This is a genomic window from Aquamicrobium lusatiense, from assembly GCF_014201615.1.
Taxonomy (GTDB): Bacteria; Pseudomonadota; Alphaproteobacteria; order Rhizobiales; family Rhizobiaceae; genus Mesorhizobium; species Mesorhizobium lusatiense.
This window is the reverse complement of sequence record NZ_JACHEU010000001.1, coordinates 635,899-653,620: the sequence shown is the minus strand read 5'-3', so window position 1 is coordinate 653,620 and position 17,722 is coordinate 635,899. Positions and strand designations below refer to the sequence as shown.

General features: G+C 65.8%; 20 protein-coding genes. 19 read left to right on the top strand and 1 reads right to left on the bottom strand.

Translation table 11 applies throughout. The annotated features are described in order from the left end of the window. The first annotated feature begins 87 nt into the window (after positions 1-87). The 3 genes from HNR59_RS03290 to HNR59_RS03280 all read left to right on the top strand — a co-directional run bounded on the left by HNR59_RS03290 (position 88) and on the right by HNR59_RS03280 (position 6,683). On the top strand, positions 88-4,389 hold the full coding sequence (locus tag HNR59_RS03290; protein ID WP_183825909.1) for a strawberry notch family protein: 4,302 nt from the start codon (positions 88-90) through the stop codon (positions 4,387-4,389). Next, a complete protein-coding gene (locus tag HNR59_RS03285) occupies positions 4,389-5,435 on the top strand; it encodes a DUF7146 domain-containing protein (RefSeq protein ID WP_183825907.1) in 1,047 nt (348 codons plus the stop codon). The genes HNR59_RS03290 and HNR59_RS03285 overlap by 1 nt, the downstream gene beginning before the upstream one ends. Positions 5,436-5,747: 312 nt before the next feature. Next, a complete protein-coding gene (locus tag HNR59_RS03280; RefSeq protein ID WP_183825904.1) occupies positions 5,748-6,683 on the top strand; it encodes a DUF2493 domain-containing protein in 936 nt (311 codons plus the stop codon). A 6-nt stretch (positions 6,684-6,689) separates the two neighbouring features. On the opposite strand, the gene HNR59_RS03275 is transcribed toward HNR59_RS03280, so the two are convergent. Next, entirely contained in the window at positions 6,690-7,442 is a 753-nt protein-coding gene (locus HNR59_RS03275) for a hypothetical protein (protein WP_109856087.1), read from the bottom strand. 303 nt (positions 7,443-7,745) lie between these two features. Here HNR59_RS03275 and HNR59_RS03270 point away from each other — a divergent pair, with 303 nt between their 5' ends. The 16 genes from HNR59_RS03270 (at position 7,746) to HNR59_RS03200 (ending at position 17,699) form a co-directional block, all read left to right on the top strand. After that, positions 7,746-7,913, top strand: coding sequence for a hypothetical protein (locus HNR59_RS03270; RefSeq protein WP_183825901.1), 168 nt, complete (start codon positions 7,746-7,748; stop codon positions 7,911-7,913). 144 nt (positions 7,914-8,057) lie between these two features. Continuing rightward, a complete protein-coding gene (locus HNR59_RS03265) occupies positions 8,058-8,498 on the top strand; it encodes a hypothetical protein (RefSeq protein ID WP_112296174.1) in 441 nt (146 codons plus the stop codon). Between the two features lie 577 nt (positions 8,499-9,075). Then, entirely contained in the window at positions 9,076-9,402 is a 327-nt protein-coding gene (locus HNR59_RS03260) for a DUF736 domain-containing protein (RefSeq protein WP_183825898.1), read from the top strand. A gap of 182 nt (positions 9,403-9,584) precedes the next feature. Next, positions 9,585-9,827 carry a helix-turn-helix domain-containing protein gene (locus tag HNR59_RS03255; RefSeq protein ID WP_024021493.1) on the top strand — a complete coding sequence of 81 codons (243 nt, stop codon included), beginning with the start codon at positions 9,585-9,587 and terminating at the stop codon, positions 9,825-9,827. 45 nt (positions 9,828-9,872) lie between these two features. Next, positions 9,873-10,211 (top strand): DUF2285 domain-containing protein, encoded by a 339-nt coding sequence (locus tag HNR59_RS20950; RefSeq protein WP_343060624.1) that lies wholly within the window; start codon positions 9,873-9,875, stop codon positions 10,209-10,211. Between the two features lie 4 nt (positions 10,212-10,215). Further along, complete coding sequence (locus tag HNR59_RS20700) at positions 10,216-10,644, top strand: transcriptional regulator domain-containing protein (protein WP_343060623.1); 429 nt, start codon at positions 10,216-10,218, stop codon at positions 10,642-10,644. Beyond that, positions 10,559-11,095, top strand: coding sequence for a DUF2285 domain-containing protein (locus HNR59_RS03245; RefSeq protein WP_343060828.1), 537 nt, complete (start codon positions 10,559-10,561; stop codon positions 11,093-11,095). The genes HNR59_RS20700 and HNR59_RS03245 overlap by 86 nt, the downstream gene beginning before the upstream one ends. A gap of 126 nt (positions 11,096-11,221) precedes the next feature. Beyond that, complete coding sequence (locus HNR59_RS03240) at positions 11,222-11,503, top strand: helix-turn-helix transcriptional regulator (RefSeq protein WP_048648556.1); 282 nt, start codon at positions 11,222-11,224, stop codon at positions 11,501-11,503. Between the two features lie 11 nt (positions 11,504-11,514). Beyond that, positions 11,515-12,402, top strand: a complete 888-nt coding sequence (locus HNR59_RS03235) for a replication initiator protein A (protein WP_183825892.1) — start codon at positions 11,515-11,517, stop codon at positions 12,400-12,402. A 208-nt stretch (positions 12,403-12,610) separates the two neighbouring features. Further along, positions 12,611-13,249 carry a ParA family partition ATPase gene (parA, locus tag HNR59_RS03230; protein ID WP_183825889.1) on the top strand — a complete coding sequence of 213 codons (639 nt, stop codon included), beginning with the start codon at positions 12,611-12,613 and terminating at the stop codon, positions 13,247-13,249. After that, positions 13,246-13,497 carry a hypothetical protein gene (locus HNR59_RS03225; protein ID WP_137859490.1) on the top strand — a complete coding sequence of 84 codons (252 nt, stop codon included), beginning with the start codon at positions 13,246-13,248 and terminating at the stop codon, positions 13,495-13,497. The genes parA and HNR59_RS03225 overlap by 4 nt, the downstream gene beginning before the upstream one ends. After that, positions 13,497-14,015 carry a DUF2840 domain-containing protein gene (locus HNR59_RS03220; protein WP_183825886.1) on the top strand — a complete coding sequence of 173 codons (519 nt, stop codon included), beginning with the start codon at positions 13,497-13,499 and terminating at the stop codon, positions 14,013-14,015. Before HNR59_RS03225 ends, HNR59_RS03220 begins: the two co-directional genes overlap by 1 nt. Continuing rightward, positions 14,012-14,557: a S26 family signal peptidase gene (locus HNR59_RS03215; RefSeq protein WP_140022642.1), complete on the top strand. Its 546-nt coding sequence runs from the start codon at positions 14,012-14,014 to the stop codon at positions 14,555-14,557. The genes HNR59_RS03220 and HNR59_RS03215 overlap by 4 nt, the downstream gene beginning before the upstream one ends. Positions 14,558-14,602: 45 nt before the next feature. After that, a complete protein-coding gene (locus tag HNR59_RS03210; RefSeq protein WP_183825883.1) occupies positions 14,603-14,950 on the top strand; it encodes a DUF736 domain-containing protein in 348 nt (115 codons plus the stop codon). Positions 14,951-14,953: 3 nt separating this feature from the next. Continuing rightward, entirely contained in the window at positions 14,954-15,718 is a 765-nt protein-coding gene (locus tag HNR59_RS03205; protein WP_183825879.1) for a lytic transglycosylase domain-containing protein, read from the top strand. Positions 15,719-15,962: 244 nt separating this feature from the next. After that, positions 15,963-17,699 (top strand): relaxase/mobilization nuclease domain-containing protein, encoded by a 1,737-nt coding sequence (locus tag HNR59_RS03200; protein WP_183825876.1) that lies wholly within the window; start codon positions 15,963-15,965, stop codon positions 17,697-17,699. Positions 17,700-17,722: the final 23 nt, after the last annotated feature.

The window sequence follows — 17,722 nt, the reverse complement described above, 5'->3', positions numbered from 1 at the left end:
AGAGGACGGCCGGGACGGGTCGAGTCCCGGCGGCCGAGAGAGAGCGCCGCCCGGACTTGTCCCTTCCGCTCTCCCGAGGTTCTTCCCATGAACATTCTGTCTCCCGTGGCCCTTCCGGCCGCGCCCGTCACTCGTGCGTCCGCGCTCCTCGCCGTGGCGCAACAGCTTCTCGAACATCTCGAACGCGGCCAGCGCGTCGATGCCGTGATCCTCCGTGCAGCGATGGAAGCAGCCTTCGGTGCATCCGACACCAGCGGCGTCTGGGACTGGAAGGCCGCCTATGAGGCCTGCGAGGTCGCGACAGTCCTTTTTCTGCGCAAATACGGAAAGGCGCTTTCCCGCAAGGCCGCATCTCCGGCTGCACATCTTTCTGCTCTTGGGAAGATCGCCGGGCTCCTGCCGACGCATACGCGGCGCTCGGAGGAATCGCAGGCGCTCCAGCAATTCTCGACGCCGGCGCCGCTCGGCTTCGCCGCAGTGACGGCCGCCTCCATTGGCGCAGCCGACATCGTGCTGGAGCCGTCGGCTGGCACAGGCCTGCTCGCCATCCTGGCCGAGATATCAGGCGGAACGCTCCTCCTCAACGAACTGGCCGAAACCCGCGCCGATCTGCTCGCAGCGCTCTTTTCGACCGTTGCCGTCACCCGCTTCGACGCCGCCCAGATCGACGATCATCTCGCGCCGGGAGCCGTCCCCTCCGTCGTGCTGATGAACCCGCCGTTCTCGGCCATGGCAAACGTCTCCGGCCGCGTGGCCGACGCCGCCTATCGCCATGTCGCTTCAGCACTCGCCCGGCTCGCCGATGGCGGGCGGCTGGTGGCGATCACCGGCGCCAACTTCAGCCCCGACCATCCGGCCTCGGCTGCGGCCTTCGTCCGGCTTCAGGAGCGTGGCCGCATCGTCTTCACCGCCGCCGTGGACGGCTCGGTCTATGCCAGGCACGGCACGACCATCGATACGCGGTTGACGGTCATCGACAAGCTGCCGGCCGATGATCGGGCCGCGTTTCCCCCTTCGCCCGGCATCGCGCCCGATGTCGGCACGCTGCTCGGCTGGATCGCGGCGGAGGTTCCGCCGCGTCCGACTGCCCCCCTCACGCCAGTGCCAACGTCGGAGTCCACCGCGGGGCCCCAGACCGCTCGCGGATACCTCGCGCGCACCTCTGCTGTCCGTCCCGCCACGCCCGCGTCCATCGAGCCCGAAGGCGTCGAACTCGCCTACGAGACCGTGGACTGGACGCCCGCCGAAGACGGCCGGATCACAGACGCGATCTATGAGGAATACGAATTGCAGGCGATCCGTATTCCCGGGGCGCAGCCCCATCCGACCAAGCTGGTGCAGTCCGCGGCGATGGCCTCGGTAGCGCCGCCCAGGCCGAGCTATCGGCCGCGCCTTCCGGCCAACATCGTCTCGGATGGCCTTCTCTCTGACGCTCAGCTCGAAACCGTCATCTACGCCGGCGAGGCGCATTCCGACTTCTTGGCCGGTTCGTGGACACTCGACGACACCTTCGACCTCATCTCGGCTGCGCCCGATAATGCACCCAACGCCGTGCGCTTCCGTAGGGGCTTCATGCTCGGCGACGGCACCGGCGCCGGCAAGGGTCGCCAGTCGGCCGGCATCATCCTCGACAACTGGATGCAGGGCCGCCGCAAGGCGGTGTGGATCTCCAAATCCGACAAGCTGCTGGAGGACGCCCAGCGCGACTGGTCGGCACTCGGCATGGAGCGGCTGCTGGTCACGCCGCTGTCGCGCTTTCCGCAGGGCAAGGACATCACACTCTCGGAAGCCGTCCTATTCACCACCTATGCCACGCTACGGTCCGACGATCGCGGGAGTAAGCTTTCCCGCGTCAAGCAGATCGTCGAATGGTTGGGCTCCGATTTCGATGGAGTGATCATTTTCGACGAGAGCCACGCCATGCAGAACGCCGCAGGCGGAAAGGGTGAACGTGGCGACGTCGCCGCCTCGCAGCAGGGTCGTGCGGGCCTCCGCCTCCAGCACGCCTTGCCGAATGCCCGCATCGTCTATGTCTCGGCGACCGGCGCGACCACGGTGCACAATCTCGCCTATGCCCAGCGCCTCGGCCTCTGGGGCGGCGAGGACTTCCCGTTCTCGACCCGCGCCGAATTCGTCGAGGCGATCGAGGATGGCGGCGTCGCGGCGATGGAAGTGCTGGCGCGCGACCTGCGCTCGCTCGGGCTCTACACGGCACGGTCGCTCTCCTATGCCGGCGCCTTCGCCGTCATCCATAACAATCTCGACGCGGCGATGCAGGCCGCCAACATCACCGGTGGCCCTGATGGTTCTGGGGGCACTCTGAACCGCCAGGCCAAGTCCGCCGCCCGCTCAGCCTTCGAATCCGCCAAGCAGCGCTTCTTCGGCCATCTGCTGACCTCGATGAAGACGCCGACCCTGATCCGCTCGATCGAGCAGGACCTGGCCGATGGCCACGCCGCCGTGATCCAGATCGTCTCGACCGGCGAGGCATTGATGGAACGCCGGCTCGCGGAGATCCCGACGGAAGAATGGAACGACGTCCGGGTGGACATCACCCCGCGCGAATACGTTCTGGATTATCTCGCCCATTCCTTCCCGGTGCAGCTCTACGAGCCCTTTACCGACAGCGAGGGCAACCTGTCGTCGCGGCCCGTGTTTCGCGACGGCCAGCCGGTCGAGAGCCGTGACGCCGTCGCCCGTCGCGATCGTTTGATCGAGCGGCTGGCATCGCTGCCCCCGGTCCCCGGCGCGCTCGACCAGATCGTCCAGCGCTTCGGAGCCGATGTCGTGGCAGAGGTGACGGGACGATCGCGCCGCATCGTCCGTAGGACCAGCCCGGGCGGCATCGATCGGCTTGCGGTGGAGAACCGCGCCGGCTCGGCCAATCTGGCCGAAACGCAGGCCTTCATGGACGACCAGAAGCATATCCTGATCTTCTCCGACGCCGGCGGCACCGGGCGCAGCTATCACGCCGACCTGTCGTCGCGGAACCAGCGGTTGCGCGTCCACTATCTGCTGGAGCCGGGCTGGAAGGCCGACGCCGCCATTCAGGGGCTAGGCCGCACCAACCGGACCAACCAGGTGCAGCCACCGCTGTTTCGGCCGATTTCGACGGACGTGAAGGCGGAAAAGCGCTTCTTGTCGACCATCGCCCGCCGCCTCGACACCCTGGGCGCAATCACGCGGGGCCAGCGCCAGACCGGCGGCCAAGGGCTGTTCCGGCCGGAGGACAATCTGGAAAGCCACTACGCCCGCGACGCCCTGCGGCAGCTCTACTTGCTGCTGGTGCGCGGTAAGGTCGACGGCTGTTCGCTCCAGATGTTCGAGGACGCCACCGGCCTCTCGCTGACCGACTCAACCGGCATGAAGGACGAGCTGCCGCCGATCACGACGTTCCTGAACAGGTTGCTGGCCCTGACCATCGACCTTCAGGGCGTCCTGTTCACGGCGTTCGAGCGGCTGCTGAACGCCAAGATCGAAGGCGCCATCGCCTCGGGCAGCTACGATGTCGGCTTGGAGACGCTGCAGGCCGAGAGCTTCATCGTCACCGACCGCCGAACGATCCACGTTCATCCCGGCACCGGTGCCGAAGCCCGGCTGCTGACCATCACCCAGCGCCAGCGCAACCGGCCGGTGACGCTTGCCGAGGCGCTCGATCATCTCGACGACCCGCGCGCCAGGCTGTTGATCAACGAACGCTCGGGCCGCGCCGCCGTGCAGATACCGACCACCAGCATCATGCTGGACGATGGCGAGATCGAACGGCGCGTGCGGTTGATCCGACCGATGGAGGCGCACAACATCCCCATCAAGATGATGGATGAGACCCATTGGGTTAACACGGACCGGGCGGGCTTCACCGCGGCATGGAACGCCGAGGTAGCCGAGGTGCCGGAGTATGCCGGAGTATGCCGGAGTATGCCGGAGTATGCCGAAAGCACCATCCATGTCGTCAGCGGTCTATTGCTGCCGATCTGGAAACGCCTCCCGAGCGAGTCGACGCGGGTGTATCGACTCCAGACCGACGACGGCGAGCGCATCGTTGGCCGCCGTGTCTCCGCCGCCTGGGTGGCCGGCGCGCTCGCCACCGGCACGTCAACCCTGACACCGGACGACGCCTTCATGGCGCTGATGGATGGCAAGACCATCCTCGACCTGGCCGAGGGGCTTCAACTTCGCCGCGTCCGGGTCATGGGGGCCAACCGCATCGAGCTGTCCGGCTTCATCGACGCTATGCGCGATCGCCTGCGGGCCTATGGCCTGTTCCACGAGATCATCTCGTGGAAGCTGCGGATGTTCGTGCCGACCGATGGGACCGGCGCTGCCATTCTGGCCAAGGTGCTGGAGCGCTATCCCATCGAGCGCATCGGCGAGCGGGAGGCGGCGTAATGGCGCGGCAGGACGCTTCCGAACTGGCGATCCGTCTCGGCCGACAAGCCGAGGCGGTGTGCCGTCATTATCTCAAGGCCGGTCATCGCGAGGGCCGCTACTGGCTGGTCGGCGACGTGCGCAATACGCCGGGCCGCTCGATGTTCGTGCGGCTGAAGGGCAGCGAAACCGGCAAGGGCGCCGCCGGCAAATGGACCGACGCCGCCACCGGCGAGCATGGCGATCTCCTCGACGTAATCCGCGAAAGCTGCGGCCTGGTCGACTTCAAGGACGTTGCCGATGAGGCGCACACGTTCCTGTCGATGCCGCATCCCGAACCGGACCGTCCGCACGGTGGCGGGCGCCAGTCACCTGCGCCGGCCGGATCGCCGGAAGCGGCCCGGCGGCTGTTCGCCATGGCGCAGCCGATTGCGGGCACACTCGTAAAGACATATCTCCATACACGCGGCATTACGGATTTGCACGGAACCGGAAGCCTGCGCTTCCATCCCCGCTGCTACTACCGGCCTGACGAACATTCCCCGACAGAGACCTGGCCGGCGATGATCGCATCGGTCACCGATCTCGCCGGGCGTCAGACCGGCGCGCACCGCACCTGGCTCGCGCCGGACGGCTCGAACAAAGCCCCGATCGACACGCCGAGACGGGCGATGGGCGACCTCCTCGGGCATGCCGTTCGCTTCGGTGTGGCTGGCGACGTGATGGCGGCGGGCGAAGGCATCGAGACGATGCTGTCGCTCAGGATGGCGCTACTCACCATGCCGATGGCGGCGGCGCTCTCGGCGGCGCATCTCTCGGCCATCCTGTTCCCCGACACGCTGCGACGGCTCTACATCGCCCGCGACAATGATCCGGCCGGCGACGGTGCGATGGCGACGTTGATCGAACGGGCGAACGCGGCCGGGATCGAAGCGGTCGTGGTGTCACCGAGCCTGGGCGACTTCAACGAGGATCTCCGCCTGGCGGGGCTGGACAGCCTCCGGGCAGCGGCCCGGGTCCAGATCGCGCCGCAGGACGTCGCACGCTTCATGGCGCTGGCGGCATAGGCCGGCAGGAGAATGCAGACGGCGGGAGCGCCGTCGTCGGCATCGCTCGGATGAGCCCCAGGTCGGAGAGAACCGCGCCCCGGCCTTCGAGAGGGCGATCGGCCAGCAAACGGCCCGGACCCGCAATGTCTGCGACGGACTATTTTCCGGCGGCCCTTCGGGCCTTTCCATCGCGAAACAAAATAGCCCGCCTTCGCCATCCTCCGCTGTGCTCCGGCCCTCCGCTTCGCTGCGGATGCAGGTCCGGCCCGCCCGCCGGCTTTCGTCGCCATGAAGGCCGCGAGGGTCGCGGTCGAACCGACGGAGCATCCCATGAGCGAGCACGACGACTACGAACCGCACCACGCCTCTTCCCCCACCGACCATGTCCTCAGCGAACTCCAGCTCTACGGCTACCGTCCCTTCACGGATGAACCCGATCCCCGACCGCTTCCGGAGGGCGACCATGTCGCCGGCGCCATCGCCGACATCTTCGACGCCCTGATCGTCACCCTGGACGACACCCGCCTCGAGCCCGACCTCGACGATCTCCTCTGGTCGACCGTCAACCTTTTCCACCGCGCCAACGAACGGATCGAGCGCGAGCTGGACGACAATGAGCAGGCGCAGCGGCGCGGCCAGCGCGAACAGGACGGCAGCGAGGTGAAGGCTGTCGAGCTGGAACGCCTGACGGCCGAGGGCCAGACCCTGATCGAACGCCGCAATGCTTTCGAACTGATGCGCGACCAGGCCGCCGAGCACTATGAGCGCCACACGGGCTCGAACTGGCGACCGCGCAGCGGATCGATGGTCAACCATCGCAACCTGACCTCGGCGATGATCGACAGCCGGGACTTCCTCGCCGCCAAGAAACGCGCCGACAACGAGGTGCTGCTTCCCGCCGGTCCGAAGATCGCCTTCACCGGCGGGCTCGACTTCAACGATCACCGCCTGATCTGGGCCAAGCTCGATCAGGTCCACGCCAAGCACCCCGACATGGTGCTGTTGCACGGCAAGTCGCCGAAGGGCGCCGAGAAGATCGCCGCCAAATGGGCCGACACCCGCAAGGTGCCACAGGTCGGCTTCGCCCCCGACTGGACGAAACATGCCAAGGCCGCGCCGTTCAAGCGCAACGATCAGATGCTCGACGTCCTACCGATCGGGGTCATCGTCTTCCCCGGCACTGGCATCCAGGACAACCTTGCCGACAAGGCCAGAAAGCTCGGCGTCCCGGTCTTCGACTTTCGCCCGAAGGGAGGCGGCGCGTGAGCGCCGTCACCCCAGGTCGACGCCCCAGAACTTCAGCACCGCGAGCACTTCCTCCTTCGGATAATGGAGAAAGGCCGCATTCGCGAGGTCGGCCTTCAGCTTGCCCTTCCGCTTGGCAATCTCGCGCTCGATCCGCTCCCCGAACGGCGCTGTACCCGGCGGAAGCAGTCCAGGGCGCTCCGGACAAGGCCAACTCTTCGGATAGCCCTCGGGAATCCAGCCGTTCTTGACCTTCTCATATTGCTCGGCAACCGATGGATGCTCGCAAGCCCAGCCGTAAAGGTGGAAAGCGCACACTCGCAGCATCGCCTTGATTTCAGGCATCGTGTCCGTGAAGCCTTTGAGCGGGGTCGGCAGCCACACCATATTGGCGACGCAGGAGAAGTAGCGCAGATCCTGGACGACGCTGCTTTGCTGAGCGAACGAGGGATCGTCGTATCCCCAGATGTGACACACGGTCCAGTTCTTCGGCTTCGGCGCCGCGACGCCCAGAGCCGCCACGAGTGCATTGAGCGCGGCGACATTGCCCTCGAACTTCTCAGCGGTGATCTTGGTCGCCTTTTTCGTGTTCGTGTACCGGCGCGACCACGCAGCGTCATAGAGAGGCCGGCCGCGAGCCGTATGCGGCGCCCATACCGGCAGACGCCGGAAAGTCTCCGGATTCACCCACCGGGCCGTACGCTCGATCAGTTCGACCACTGCCGGAAGATCATCTCGAAGGGCGTCGTTGCCGTCTGGTATGTGAAATCCGGCTGCCATCGTTTGCTTGCGCCCTCCTGCCTTCCGACGCGGACGACCAGGACACGGCTCGAATCCAACGCAGTGAATTGCTGTGGGGCGATCCTAGCACTCGGTCGAAGCGAGAAACCATCCCCCGCTTCCATTGCGCTAATCCTTGGTCCAGCCGCTGGCCTGACGCCATCAACCCGTAAAGGGTCGGACGACGCAAAGCGTGCCGCCGCTCCAGCTTCGCCTTCGCGGTGATTGCGGCCATCGGCCGGACACATCGGACGCCTGTCGCGCGGGAGATGGTCTCCCGCCTCCAAGACAGGAGCCGGTCATATGTCCCTCAATCAAGCTCACGCCTTCGCCTTCAGCCTCGCCGCCACCCTCATGGTCTCGATCGTCATCTTCCAGGCCGGGGACGGCACCATGGGCGTCATGCCCGCTGGCGAATATGACGGCGAAGTTGCCGCCATCGTTCACGAGATCGACCCCTTCGCCCGCTAATCGCGGGCAAGGCGACAGGGCCGCAAGCGGAAGTCCCACGGGATTTCCGCTCCCGCCCTGCCTTCTCTTCGGCTATACTATCAATGCGCCGTGGTGGTGGTGGAGGCGCGACCGTCAGACCTTTATCTCACGGAGAACACCACCATGGTCTTCATCGGCATCCTCTCCGGCATCGCGGCGATCGGCGTCCTGTGCTGGCTTCTATTCACACTAGCTGTCTTCGCGCTGCCGTTCTTCGCGGGCGTCAGCGCCGGGACTTGGGCCTATAGCAGCGGCGCTGGTTGGCTCGGAGCGATCCTCGTCGGCCTCGCCGCCGCCGCAGTGACGCTCGGCCTCGGCCAGTTCCTGCTCGCCTTCATCCGTCCGCTCTGGATACGGCTCACGATCGCACTCGCCTTCGTCGCGCCCGCGGCGCTCGCCGGCTACCACGCGACGCATGGCATCGTGAAACACACCATGCCCTCCGACATCTGGCAGCTCATCTTCTCAGTTATCGGCGCAATCGCCGTTGGCGTCACGGCGCTGATCCGGGTGACGGCCATGGGCACGCCCGGGCCAACCGGGCAGACCATCGTGCGAACCTGACATCGGTGCAGGCGGCGGCGGGATGGTCAATTGATGTCTTGGCGGTCGCGCCTTCCTCGTCGCCAGGCTCGCTTGCAATCGCGCTGACCGGATCGACGGTTAACCCAGCTGACGCGCCATGCCATCGGTGACGGCGCCGGTGGCAATGCCGTGACAGCGCGCAGACGGTGCGAGTGCCGGGAGGGGGCGATCTCGTGGGCGACGGGCAGGAATCGGCGGTACGTAGCGTCTGGCGGAGCTGGTTTGACCCGCGGTGTCAGACGTCGCTACGGGTCCATCGGTCGGTATGGTCGCCACGTTCTCCTGTGATGCGTCTCTGTCATATCGACCGCTCCAAAACGGCCTCTTCAATGGGCTGATCTGGCCGAAGGTCGGCTGCGCCTCGATCGCCTATGCCGCAACAGCGGCGTCGAAACTTTCTTCCCCTGCCGGCTGCGCCGTCATTCCTCGCGAGGCAAGAAAGCCTCTCCTTTGCTGTCAGGCCCTTGCGGGGTGCGCCGTCAATCGCCTCCGGCCTCTCGATCGCCATCGAGGCCGCAATGGTGCGGGCTCGCAACAGAGTTCAAGGAGAACTACCATGGCGACCATCGGCACCTTCAAGAAGACCGGCAACAACGAGTTCACCGGCGAAATCGTCACCCTCAGCGTCCAGACCAAGAATGTCCGGATCATCCCCGAGGCCCGCGCTACGGGCGAGAACGCCCCGAGCCACCGCGTCTTCGTGGGCCGCGCCGAGATCGGCGCTGCCTGGTCCAAGACCTCCAACGAAGGGCGTGCCTATCTGGGCCTAAAGCTCGACGATCCCAGCTTCAACGCCCCGATCTACGCTAACCTCTTCGACGACGAGGAAGGCGAGACCCTCTCGCTCATCTGGTCCCGTCCCAATGGGCGCCGGGGCGACTGAGGCCCTCCGCGAGGCCCCGACCGGAAGGCCGGGGCCTCGGCTTTGCTGCGACCGAATCAGTTGCGATCTCGGCGGCCTGACAGAGAGAAAATAAGCACTTCCGACTGGAATACGCTGCCAAGAACGACTATTATAGTCGTAGTTTTGGCGTACGCGTAGGTCCGTGTGGGAGGTGGTCATGCATGATCACCGCCCGACAGTTTCGGGCCGCACGCGCGTTGCTGGGTTGGACACAGGAGACGCTCGCTGACAAGGCCCGGGTCTCATTGACCGCGCTCAAACGCCTCGAATCCACCAGTGGCCTCGAGGTTTTTGAGAGCACGCGCGATGAGGTGAGACGGGCTTTCGAACGCGCCGGCATTGTCTTCCTGAACTCTGATCAGGGCAAGGGAGTGCTGCTCGTTGATGCGAAGAAGGAAACCTGACGTTCGACAGGTCGCCGCGTTGCCAATTCGTCTCGCGTCAAGGTCATGCGTCATCGTTCCGATCAAATCACGGTTAACAATATCCTCCAGTTTGGATACATCTCGCGATCGGGGGATGTTGTGACCAAAGACGATTTTCTCGATCAGCCGCCGGCCGGGGCGGCATTGACCGCCTATGACGAGGCGCATCTGAAGCTGTACGTCCGGCTGCTGGATGCCGACGCTGAAAAAGCCGACTGGCGCGATGTCGTCGAAGTCCTCTTCGGCCTCGATGCCAAGGCCGAACCGGAACGCGCTCAGCGCATCTACACCAGTCATCTCGACCGCGCGAAATGGATGACGAAGAGCGGTTTTTGCGAGTTGCTCCAGGGCCGCCTGCACTGAGGTGATGCGCAAACCGCATCACGTTGCGGCCACTTCGTTCTTCCCGCGCTCCGTTCAACCCGGAATCGTATCCACTGCAAAACTCGCGTTGCACAACCTTACGCGGAGGCAGTGGAGAATGTCCGAGGATGAAAGTTGGCGGTCTGAAGCCGCCTATGACTATATCGACAAGTTGACCCCCGGCGATCTCGCCTGGGAGTTCCTGCGTCGCAACCCTGAATACAGAAAATCCTATCAGGAACTGGTAGCCGTCGGGCGGTTGACCGAGGATGTCGCGGGCGAGTTCGCCGAGCAATGGGGCTTGCGATTTCGTCGCCGACCCTCGCAACTCGGCGCTCGTCCAGCCGATCTTCTGGACCCCGCAGACCGATCCCGCGACACTGCCGTTCACCGTCGGACCGAACCCGGCGGGACATCTCCGCCTCCGCGTTGAGGATCTGCACGCCCACGCCATCATCGAGCATGATCCTGGTCTGATCCGGCTCGTACTGCGCGGCGAACCCCACGACGTCGCCCTGATCGGCGTCGATGATGCCCGCCCCCTCGGCGCGTTCATCATATTCGATGAACTGACGCCCGACCGACTGACCGCGGTTGAACGCCTCTGGCACGCGATGTTCGGCAAGCGCGTGCCGCCCGATCCACGCCTGACGCCGCAAAGACGTCAGCGCGCCCGCCAGATGCTGCGCGCGATCGACGCGCGCGCGAGCGGCGCCATCTACCGCACCGTCGCCGAGCATCTCTTCCCCCAGCACAAGATTGACGCAGCATCCTGGGTAGGCGACCCGATCCGGGAGACCACCATCCGTCTCGCCCGCGACGGCATGAAGCTCGTTCGCGGCGGCTATCGGACATTGCTGCGCCGCCCACGCCGGGATCGCTGATACCCGCTCGCGTGTCGATTTTAACATCTTACTTCGACATCGTCCGGGGCGCCGTCTTCGCGCCACCGTGCTCGCAACCCGCCGCTTATTCGAAGCGGCCGCCCGCGAGACCACGGAGGTGCGATCATGGCCGAAAGAGCCGCCAATTTACCGCCACGCTACCTGAGAACGCAGGAGGCGGCGCGCTTCCTCGGCCTTTCCGAACGCACCCTTGAGAAGCATCGGACCTACGGGACCGGTCCGATCTACCGCAAGCTCGGCGGCCGCGTGGTCTATTCCGTCGACGACCTTCAGGCCTGGGCGGATCGCGGTCTCGTCACCTCCACGTCCGATCCGCGGGGCGGCACTGTTTTACCGGCCAAGCGCCAAACAGCCTCGACCGCCGCCGGCGGACGCTTCCCGCGCTGAGACGACCGGCCATGTCGTTCCGCCACACCCAATACGATGAGCGCTCCCAACTCGATCTGTTTCGGGCGCTGCCCGGCGATCTCGCGCCCCGCGATGCGCAGGACCTCATGGCCTACCCGTTCTTTTCGCTCGCCAAGTCGAAGCGTCTGGCGCCGATAGACTTCAAGGCCGGCTCGGTGAAGATCCGTGTCGAAGCGGTGCCGGAACATGGCATGGCGACGATCTGGGACGCGGACGTCCTCATCTGGGCTGCCTCGCAGATCGTCGAGGCGCGCGATGTCGGCTTGCGCCCATCGCGCCTGATGGCGACCACCCCCTATGAAATCCTGAACTTCATCGGCCGCGGCGTATCGCTGCGCGACTACGACCGCCTCAAGGCGGCACTCGACCGATTGCAGTCGACCACGGTCGCGACCTCGATGCGCCAGCCGACCGAGCGGCGGATGCATCGCTTCTCCTGGATCAACGAATGGAAGGAACGCGCCGACCATCGCGGCCGTCCGCTCGGTCTCGAACTGATCCTCCCCGACTGGTTCTATGGCGCGGTGCTTGACGATGCGCTCGTGATGACGATCGACCGCAAATACTTCGATCTCACTGGTGGCCTTGAGCGCTGGCTTTACCGCCTCGTGCGCAAGCACGGCGGCAAACAGGAGTTCGGCTGGAGTTTCGACTTCCCGCACCTCCACGCGAAATCCGGCAGTCTCTCTCAACTTAAGCACTTCGCCTACGACCTGCGCGACATCGTCCGCCGTCAACCGCTGCCGGGCTACCGGCTCACCATCGAGCAATGCCTCGGCGGGCCAGAAATCCTGTCCTTCGTACCAACCGATCCCGACGCGCTCGGCATCCCGCGCCGCCGTCGTCGCTCGTCAACTCGCCCTGGGGATAAGCTGTGAATCATCTCGTGCTATCAGGGACCGGCACTGTCGTGCCAACGGGGACCGGACTCTCGTGCTATCGGGGACCGGAATCGCCGATTCATCGCGCTGAATCAGTCTCTTGCGCGCCCCGTAACTTATCTAACCTAGATTCCTTCGGAATCTTTCTAACGGAACCTGCTTTTTCGCGCCGTGTGGACGAGGCCCCAATCGCCGGGAGCCCGTTATGATCGTCGCGCTCCTCAACCAGAAGGGCGGCGTCGGCAAGACGACGCTGGCGCTGCATCTCGCCGGTGAATGGGCTCGGCATGGGCAGCGCGTCACGCTGATCGACGCCGATCCACAAGGGTCAGCGCTGGACTGGTCGCAGCAACGCAGCCGGGAGGGATTGCAGCGGCTGTTCGGCGTCGTCGGCCTGGCGCGCGACACCCTGCATCGCGAAGCGCCGGAGCTGGCGCGTGACGCCGACCATGTCGTCATCGACGGACCGCCACGCGTCGCCAGCCTGATGCGCTCGGCGCTGCTCACCGCCGATCTCGTGCTGATCCCGGTGCAGCCGTCGCCGCTCGATGGCTGGGCCTCGGCCGAGATGCTGGCGCTACTCGGCGAAGCGCGCATCTACCGCCCGCAGCTTGCCGCTCGCTTCGTGCTGAACCGCTGCGCGGCGCGCACTGTGTTGGCGCGCGAAACCGCAGAGACACTCGCGGATCATGATCCGCCATTACTCGCGACGACAATCGGCCAGCGCATCGTCTTCGCCGATGTCGTGCAGACCGGGCGGATCGCTGCCGAGCATGACGAGGATTGTCCGGGCGCGCGCGAGATCGCCGCGTTCGCGGCCGAGGTGGCGAGGCTCGGCGCATGAGCGAACGATCCCCCAAGCGCGGCTTCGCATCCCGGCCTGGCGATCCGGAGAGCTGGATCAAAGCGACCGATCGCCAGACGCAGCGCCCGCAACTCGCCGACGACTTCTCGGCCAGGCTGACCATCGACGTGACCGCCGACATGCGCGGGCGGATCAAGATCGCGGCCTTCCAGCGCGGTCAGACGGTCGCAGACATGCTGCGCGCGCTGTTCGAGCGTGAATTCCCACCATCCCAAGGAGACGACTGATGACCGGCCTTGCCGCCGCATCCGCGCGCGCCGGCCGCGCTCTTCACGCGCCGCCGGAATATCTCACCCAGGTCGAACTCGTCTGGACCGAGAAGCTGATCGAGCAATGGATCCGCTTCGGCCGCGAGGTGCGCGAACAGGTCCTCGACCGTCGCCGCCGCATTCTCTTCTTCCCTCCCGGCACGACCTTCGCGCTGGTGCGCTGGGCCGCGAACGAGCATGGCACCGTGCTCTCCCGCCTCGACATTCTGCGCGCGGTCGGTGCCGACGAACCCTGCCAGACGATCCCGACCGTGAAGCCTGGCGGCGACGTCCTGCTGCGCGTCGATGGCTGGCCGAAGGTGGAGCGCATGCTCCAGCTCATCGACGCGATCGAAGCGATCGGCATCGATCCCGTCGATGTCTCGCCGGATTACTGGCGACACGTTCACAACCGCCTGGCCGTCGGCGAGACGCCGCGCGACTACACGATGCAGCGCCACCGCGCCTTCCTCCTGGCGCGGAGGATGGGCGCATGACCCGGCTCGGCTACGCCATCACGACCACCGCCGCAGTGTCGTTGCTCGGCATCCTGTCCTTCGTATCCTTCGCACCGAAGTTGATCTGGAACGCGTCGGCCAGCACGCCGATCGGGCTCTACGCCATCGAAGCCGACCAGTCCCCGGACGTCACCGATCTGGTCGCCGTGAATGCGCCCGAGCCGCTCGCGAGCTTCCTCGCCGAGGGCGGCTATCTGCCCCGAGGCGTGCCGCTGGTGAAACGTGTCGTAGCGCTTCCAGGGCAGCGGGTTTGCAGGACCGGCCTCACTATCACCGTCGACGCTGTGCCGATGGGCGATGCACTTGATCGGGATCGTCGCGGCAATCCGCTGCCCTTCTGGCAGGGCTGCCGCCTCGTCGCCGAGGGCGAGTTGTTCCTGATGAACTGGCAGGTCCGCGACAGCCTCGACGGCCGCTACTTCGGCCCGCTGCCGACCTCCGCCGTGATCGGCCGGGCCATCCCTCTCTACACCGACGAGGACGGCGATGGCCGCTTCGTCTGGCGCGCGCCGACGCGGTGACGGCGTGCCCAATCCCAACCTCACCGCAGATTCACGGAGGCAATCATGTCCCTGATCGGTCAGTTTACCCGCGACGATGGCGGCTTCATCGGCCACTTGGAAACACTCCTGCTGCACCAGGACATCATCATCATTCCGGCCGAGCCGTCCGATGCCGAGAATGCGCCGGATTTCCGCGTGCACGTCTTCGACAGTATAAACAACGAAGCCCGAGCCGAACTCGGCGCGGGTTGGAAGCGCACCGGCGAGAAGGCCGGAGAGTACGTCGCGCTCCAGCTTGATGATCCGTGCTTTCCGCAGCCGATCCGCGCTAACCTGTTTCAGTCGGCCGACGATAAATCGGCGTGGGGCCTGCACTGGAACCGTCCCCCCAAGCGCGGCGAGCGGGACTGAGCGATGCCGGCCCGACGCCATCGCGCTGTCGTCGGACGGTTTCCCACCGTCCGCCACACAGCCTTCCTCCTCCTTTCCGGCCTGTTTACCGGCATGTCGTGGACCGTCCCGGCCGTCGCACAGGACGCATCGGTGGAGCGCGCATCACCTAGCGATCCCTATGCCGGGCATATCGCCAACGCAGCGCGCCGGTTCGGCATTCCGGAGGCGTGGATTCGGGCCGTCATGCGCGTCGAAAGCCGCGGTGATGCGCGCGCGATCTCACCCAAGGGCGCGATGGGGCTGATGCAGATCATGCCAGCGACGTGGGGGGATTTGCGCGCTCGACAGGGTCTCGGCGGCGATCCCTACGACCCACGCGACAACATCATGGCGGGCGCTGCGTACCTGCGCGAGATGCACGATCGCTACGGCTCGCCGGGTTTTCTGGCGGTCTACAATGCCGGTCCCGGCCGCTACGAGGAATATCGCGCGACCGGTCGCCCATTGCCCGCCGAAACGCGCGCCTATGTTGCTGCGCTCGCACCGATCATTGGCGGCGGCAATCCGACTGCCCCCGTCACGGTGGCGACCGCCGATCCGCTCGCCTGGACCCGTGCGCCGCTCTTCATCGTGCATCTCGACGGCAACACGGGTGCAGATCAGCGACAGAGCGACGATGCTCCGGCTACACGATCCGCGCAGGAAACCGCGCGCGATCCGGTCCTGCCTGCACCGCGATCGGGCGGCCTATTCGTGGCGCGAACCGATACTGCGGGGCCGCGATGAGTGACTTCGCACTCCCTGCGGCATTGTCGGGCTCTGGCGTGGATTTGGCGTCAGAGGCGGGAAGAGCAGGCAGCACAACCGAACGATGGCAGGATAAAGGGGCGCGATGTGCGCTTTGGTTCGGTTGTGCTTTTTCAAGGGGTTATAACGCGATTTCGCGAGGTGCGCCTGATCGGCGCAGCCTGCGCTTGCGCACATTCTTCAAGAAAATCATCGGCTTCGCGCGATGTGCGGGTTCTCGATCATGACCGACGACAACGAATTCCGTATCCGGCCAGGCCCCATCCGCTCGACCAGCGCACAGCGGGTACGACCCTTCATCGCCCAGGCGCTTGCCGCCACCCAGCGCGCCGGCGGCACCGTTTCCCGGCAAGGGAAGATCGGGTCAGGCGGGCGGTCCCGGTTCGGGCGCGGCCAGCGCGCCTCGATCCAGGCGAACCGACTCATCACCGCGCGCTCACGCGGCGCGGTCATCAAGGCGCGCGTCGTTCATCATGGCGGCCGGTCCGCGCCGCTCTCGACACATCTCAATTATCTGCGCCGCGATGGCGTCACCCGAGACGGGGAGAAGGCCCGGCTGTTCGGCCCCGGAGGCGATGATGTCGATGCCAGGGATTTCGCCGAACGGTCCGAGGATGACCGTCACCATTTCCGCTTCATCGTCTCGCCGGACGACGCGACGGCGATGTCCGACCTCAAGGGCTTCGCCCGCGAGCTGGTCGGCCAGATGGAGAAGGACCTCGGGACAAAGCTCGAATGGGTCGCCGTCGATCACTGGAACACCGAGCATCCGCATGTCCACCTCATCGTGCGCGGCGTGCGCGATGACGGCGAGAACTTGGTCATCTCGCGCGACTATATAAAAGACGGCATGCGTGATCGGGCGCGCGAGTTGATCACCCAGGAGCTAGGCCCGCGCGCCGATCAGGAAATCCGCCGCACGCTGGAACGCCAGATCGACGCCGATCGCTGGACCAACCTCGATCGCCAGCTCGCTCGCGACGCCTATCGCACCGGCGTTATCGATCTCGCCCCGCATGCCGATCGGCAGCCGGACGAATTCCATGCGCTCAAGGTCGGGCGCCTGCGCAAGCTGGAAGGTCTCGGTCTCGCCGACGAGATCGGCCCCGGTCAGTGGACGATCTCGGACAAGGCCGAGGCGACGCTACGCGAACTCGGCGAGCGTGGTGACATCATCAAGCGTATCCATCACGGCCTGATCGAACGTGGCATCGAGCGCGGTGCGGCAGGTTATGTGTTGGCGTCCGAGAGCCTCAACGAACCGGTCATCGGTCGCCTGGTCGCCCGCGGCCTCGACGACGAGCTGAAGGGCACTGCCTTCGCCGTCGTGGATGGCGTCGACGGTCGCACCCATCATATCAAGCTGCCCGATCTCGACGCGGCCGGCGACAGCGCGCCGGGCTCGATCGTCGAGCTTCGGAAATTCGATGACGCGCGCGGCCAGCGCCGTGTCGCCATCGCCGTACGCTCCGACCTCGACATTGAACGGCAGGTCACCGCCACCGGTGCCACCTGGCTCGACCGGCAGAACATCGCACGCGAGCCAGTTGCCCTCGGCGGCGGCTTCGGCACGGAGGTGCGCGATGCCATGGACCGGCGTGCCGATCATCTGGTCGGCCAGGGGCTCGCTGAACGTCAAAAGCGCGGCATCAGCTTCCAGCCCGGTCTGGTCGACACGCTGCGGCGGCGCGAACTGGACGCCGTCGCCGAACGCATCATCACCGAGACAGGGCGACCGCAGGTCAAGCCGGAGTCCGGCGAATATGTCACCGGCATCTACCAGAGACGCCTCACGCTCGCGACCGGTCGCTTCGCCATGATCGATGACGGCCTCGGCTTCAGCCTCGTGCCCTGGACCCCATCGATCGAAAAGCAGCTTGGCCGGCATGTCTCGGGCGTCGCCCGCAATGATGGCGGTGTCGACTGGAGCTTCGGCCGCAAGCGAGGGCTCGGCCTGTGACAACCACACAAGCGAAAGGACCT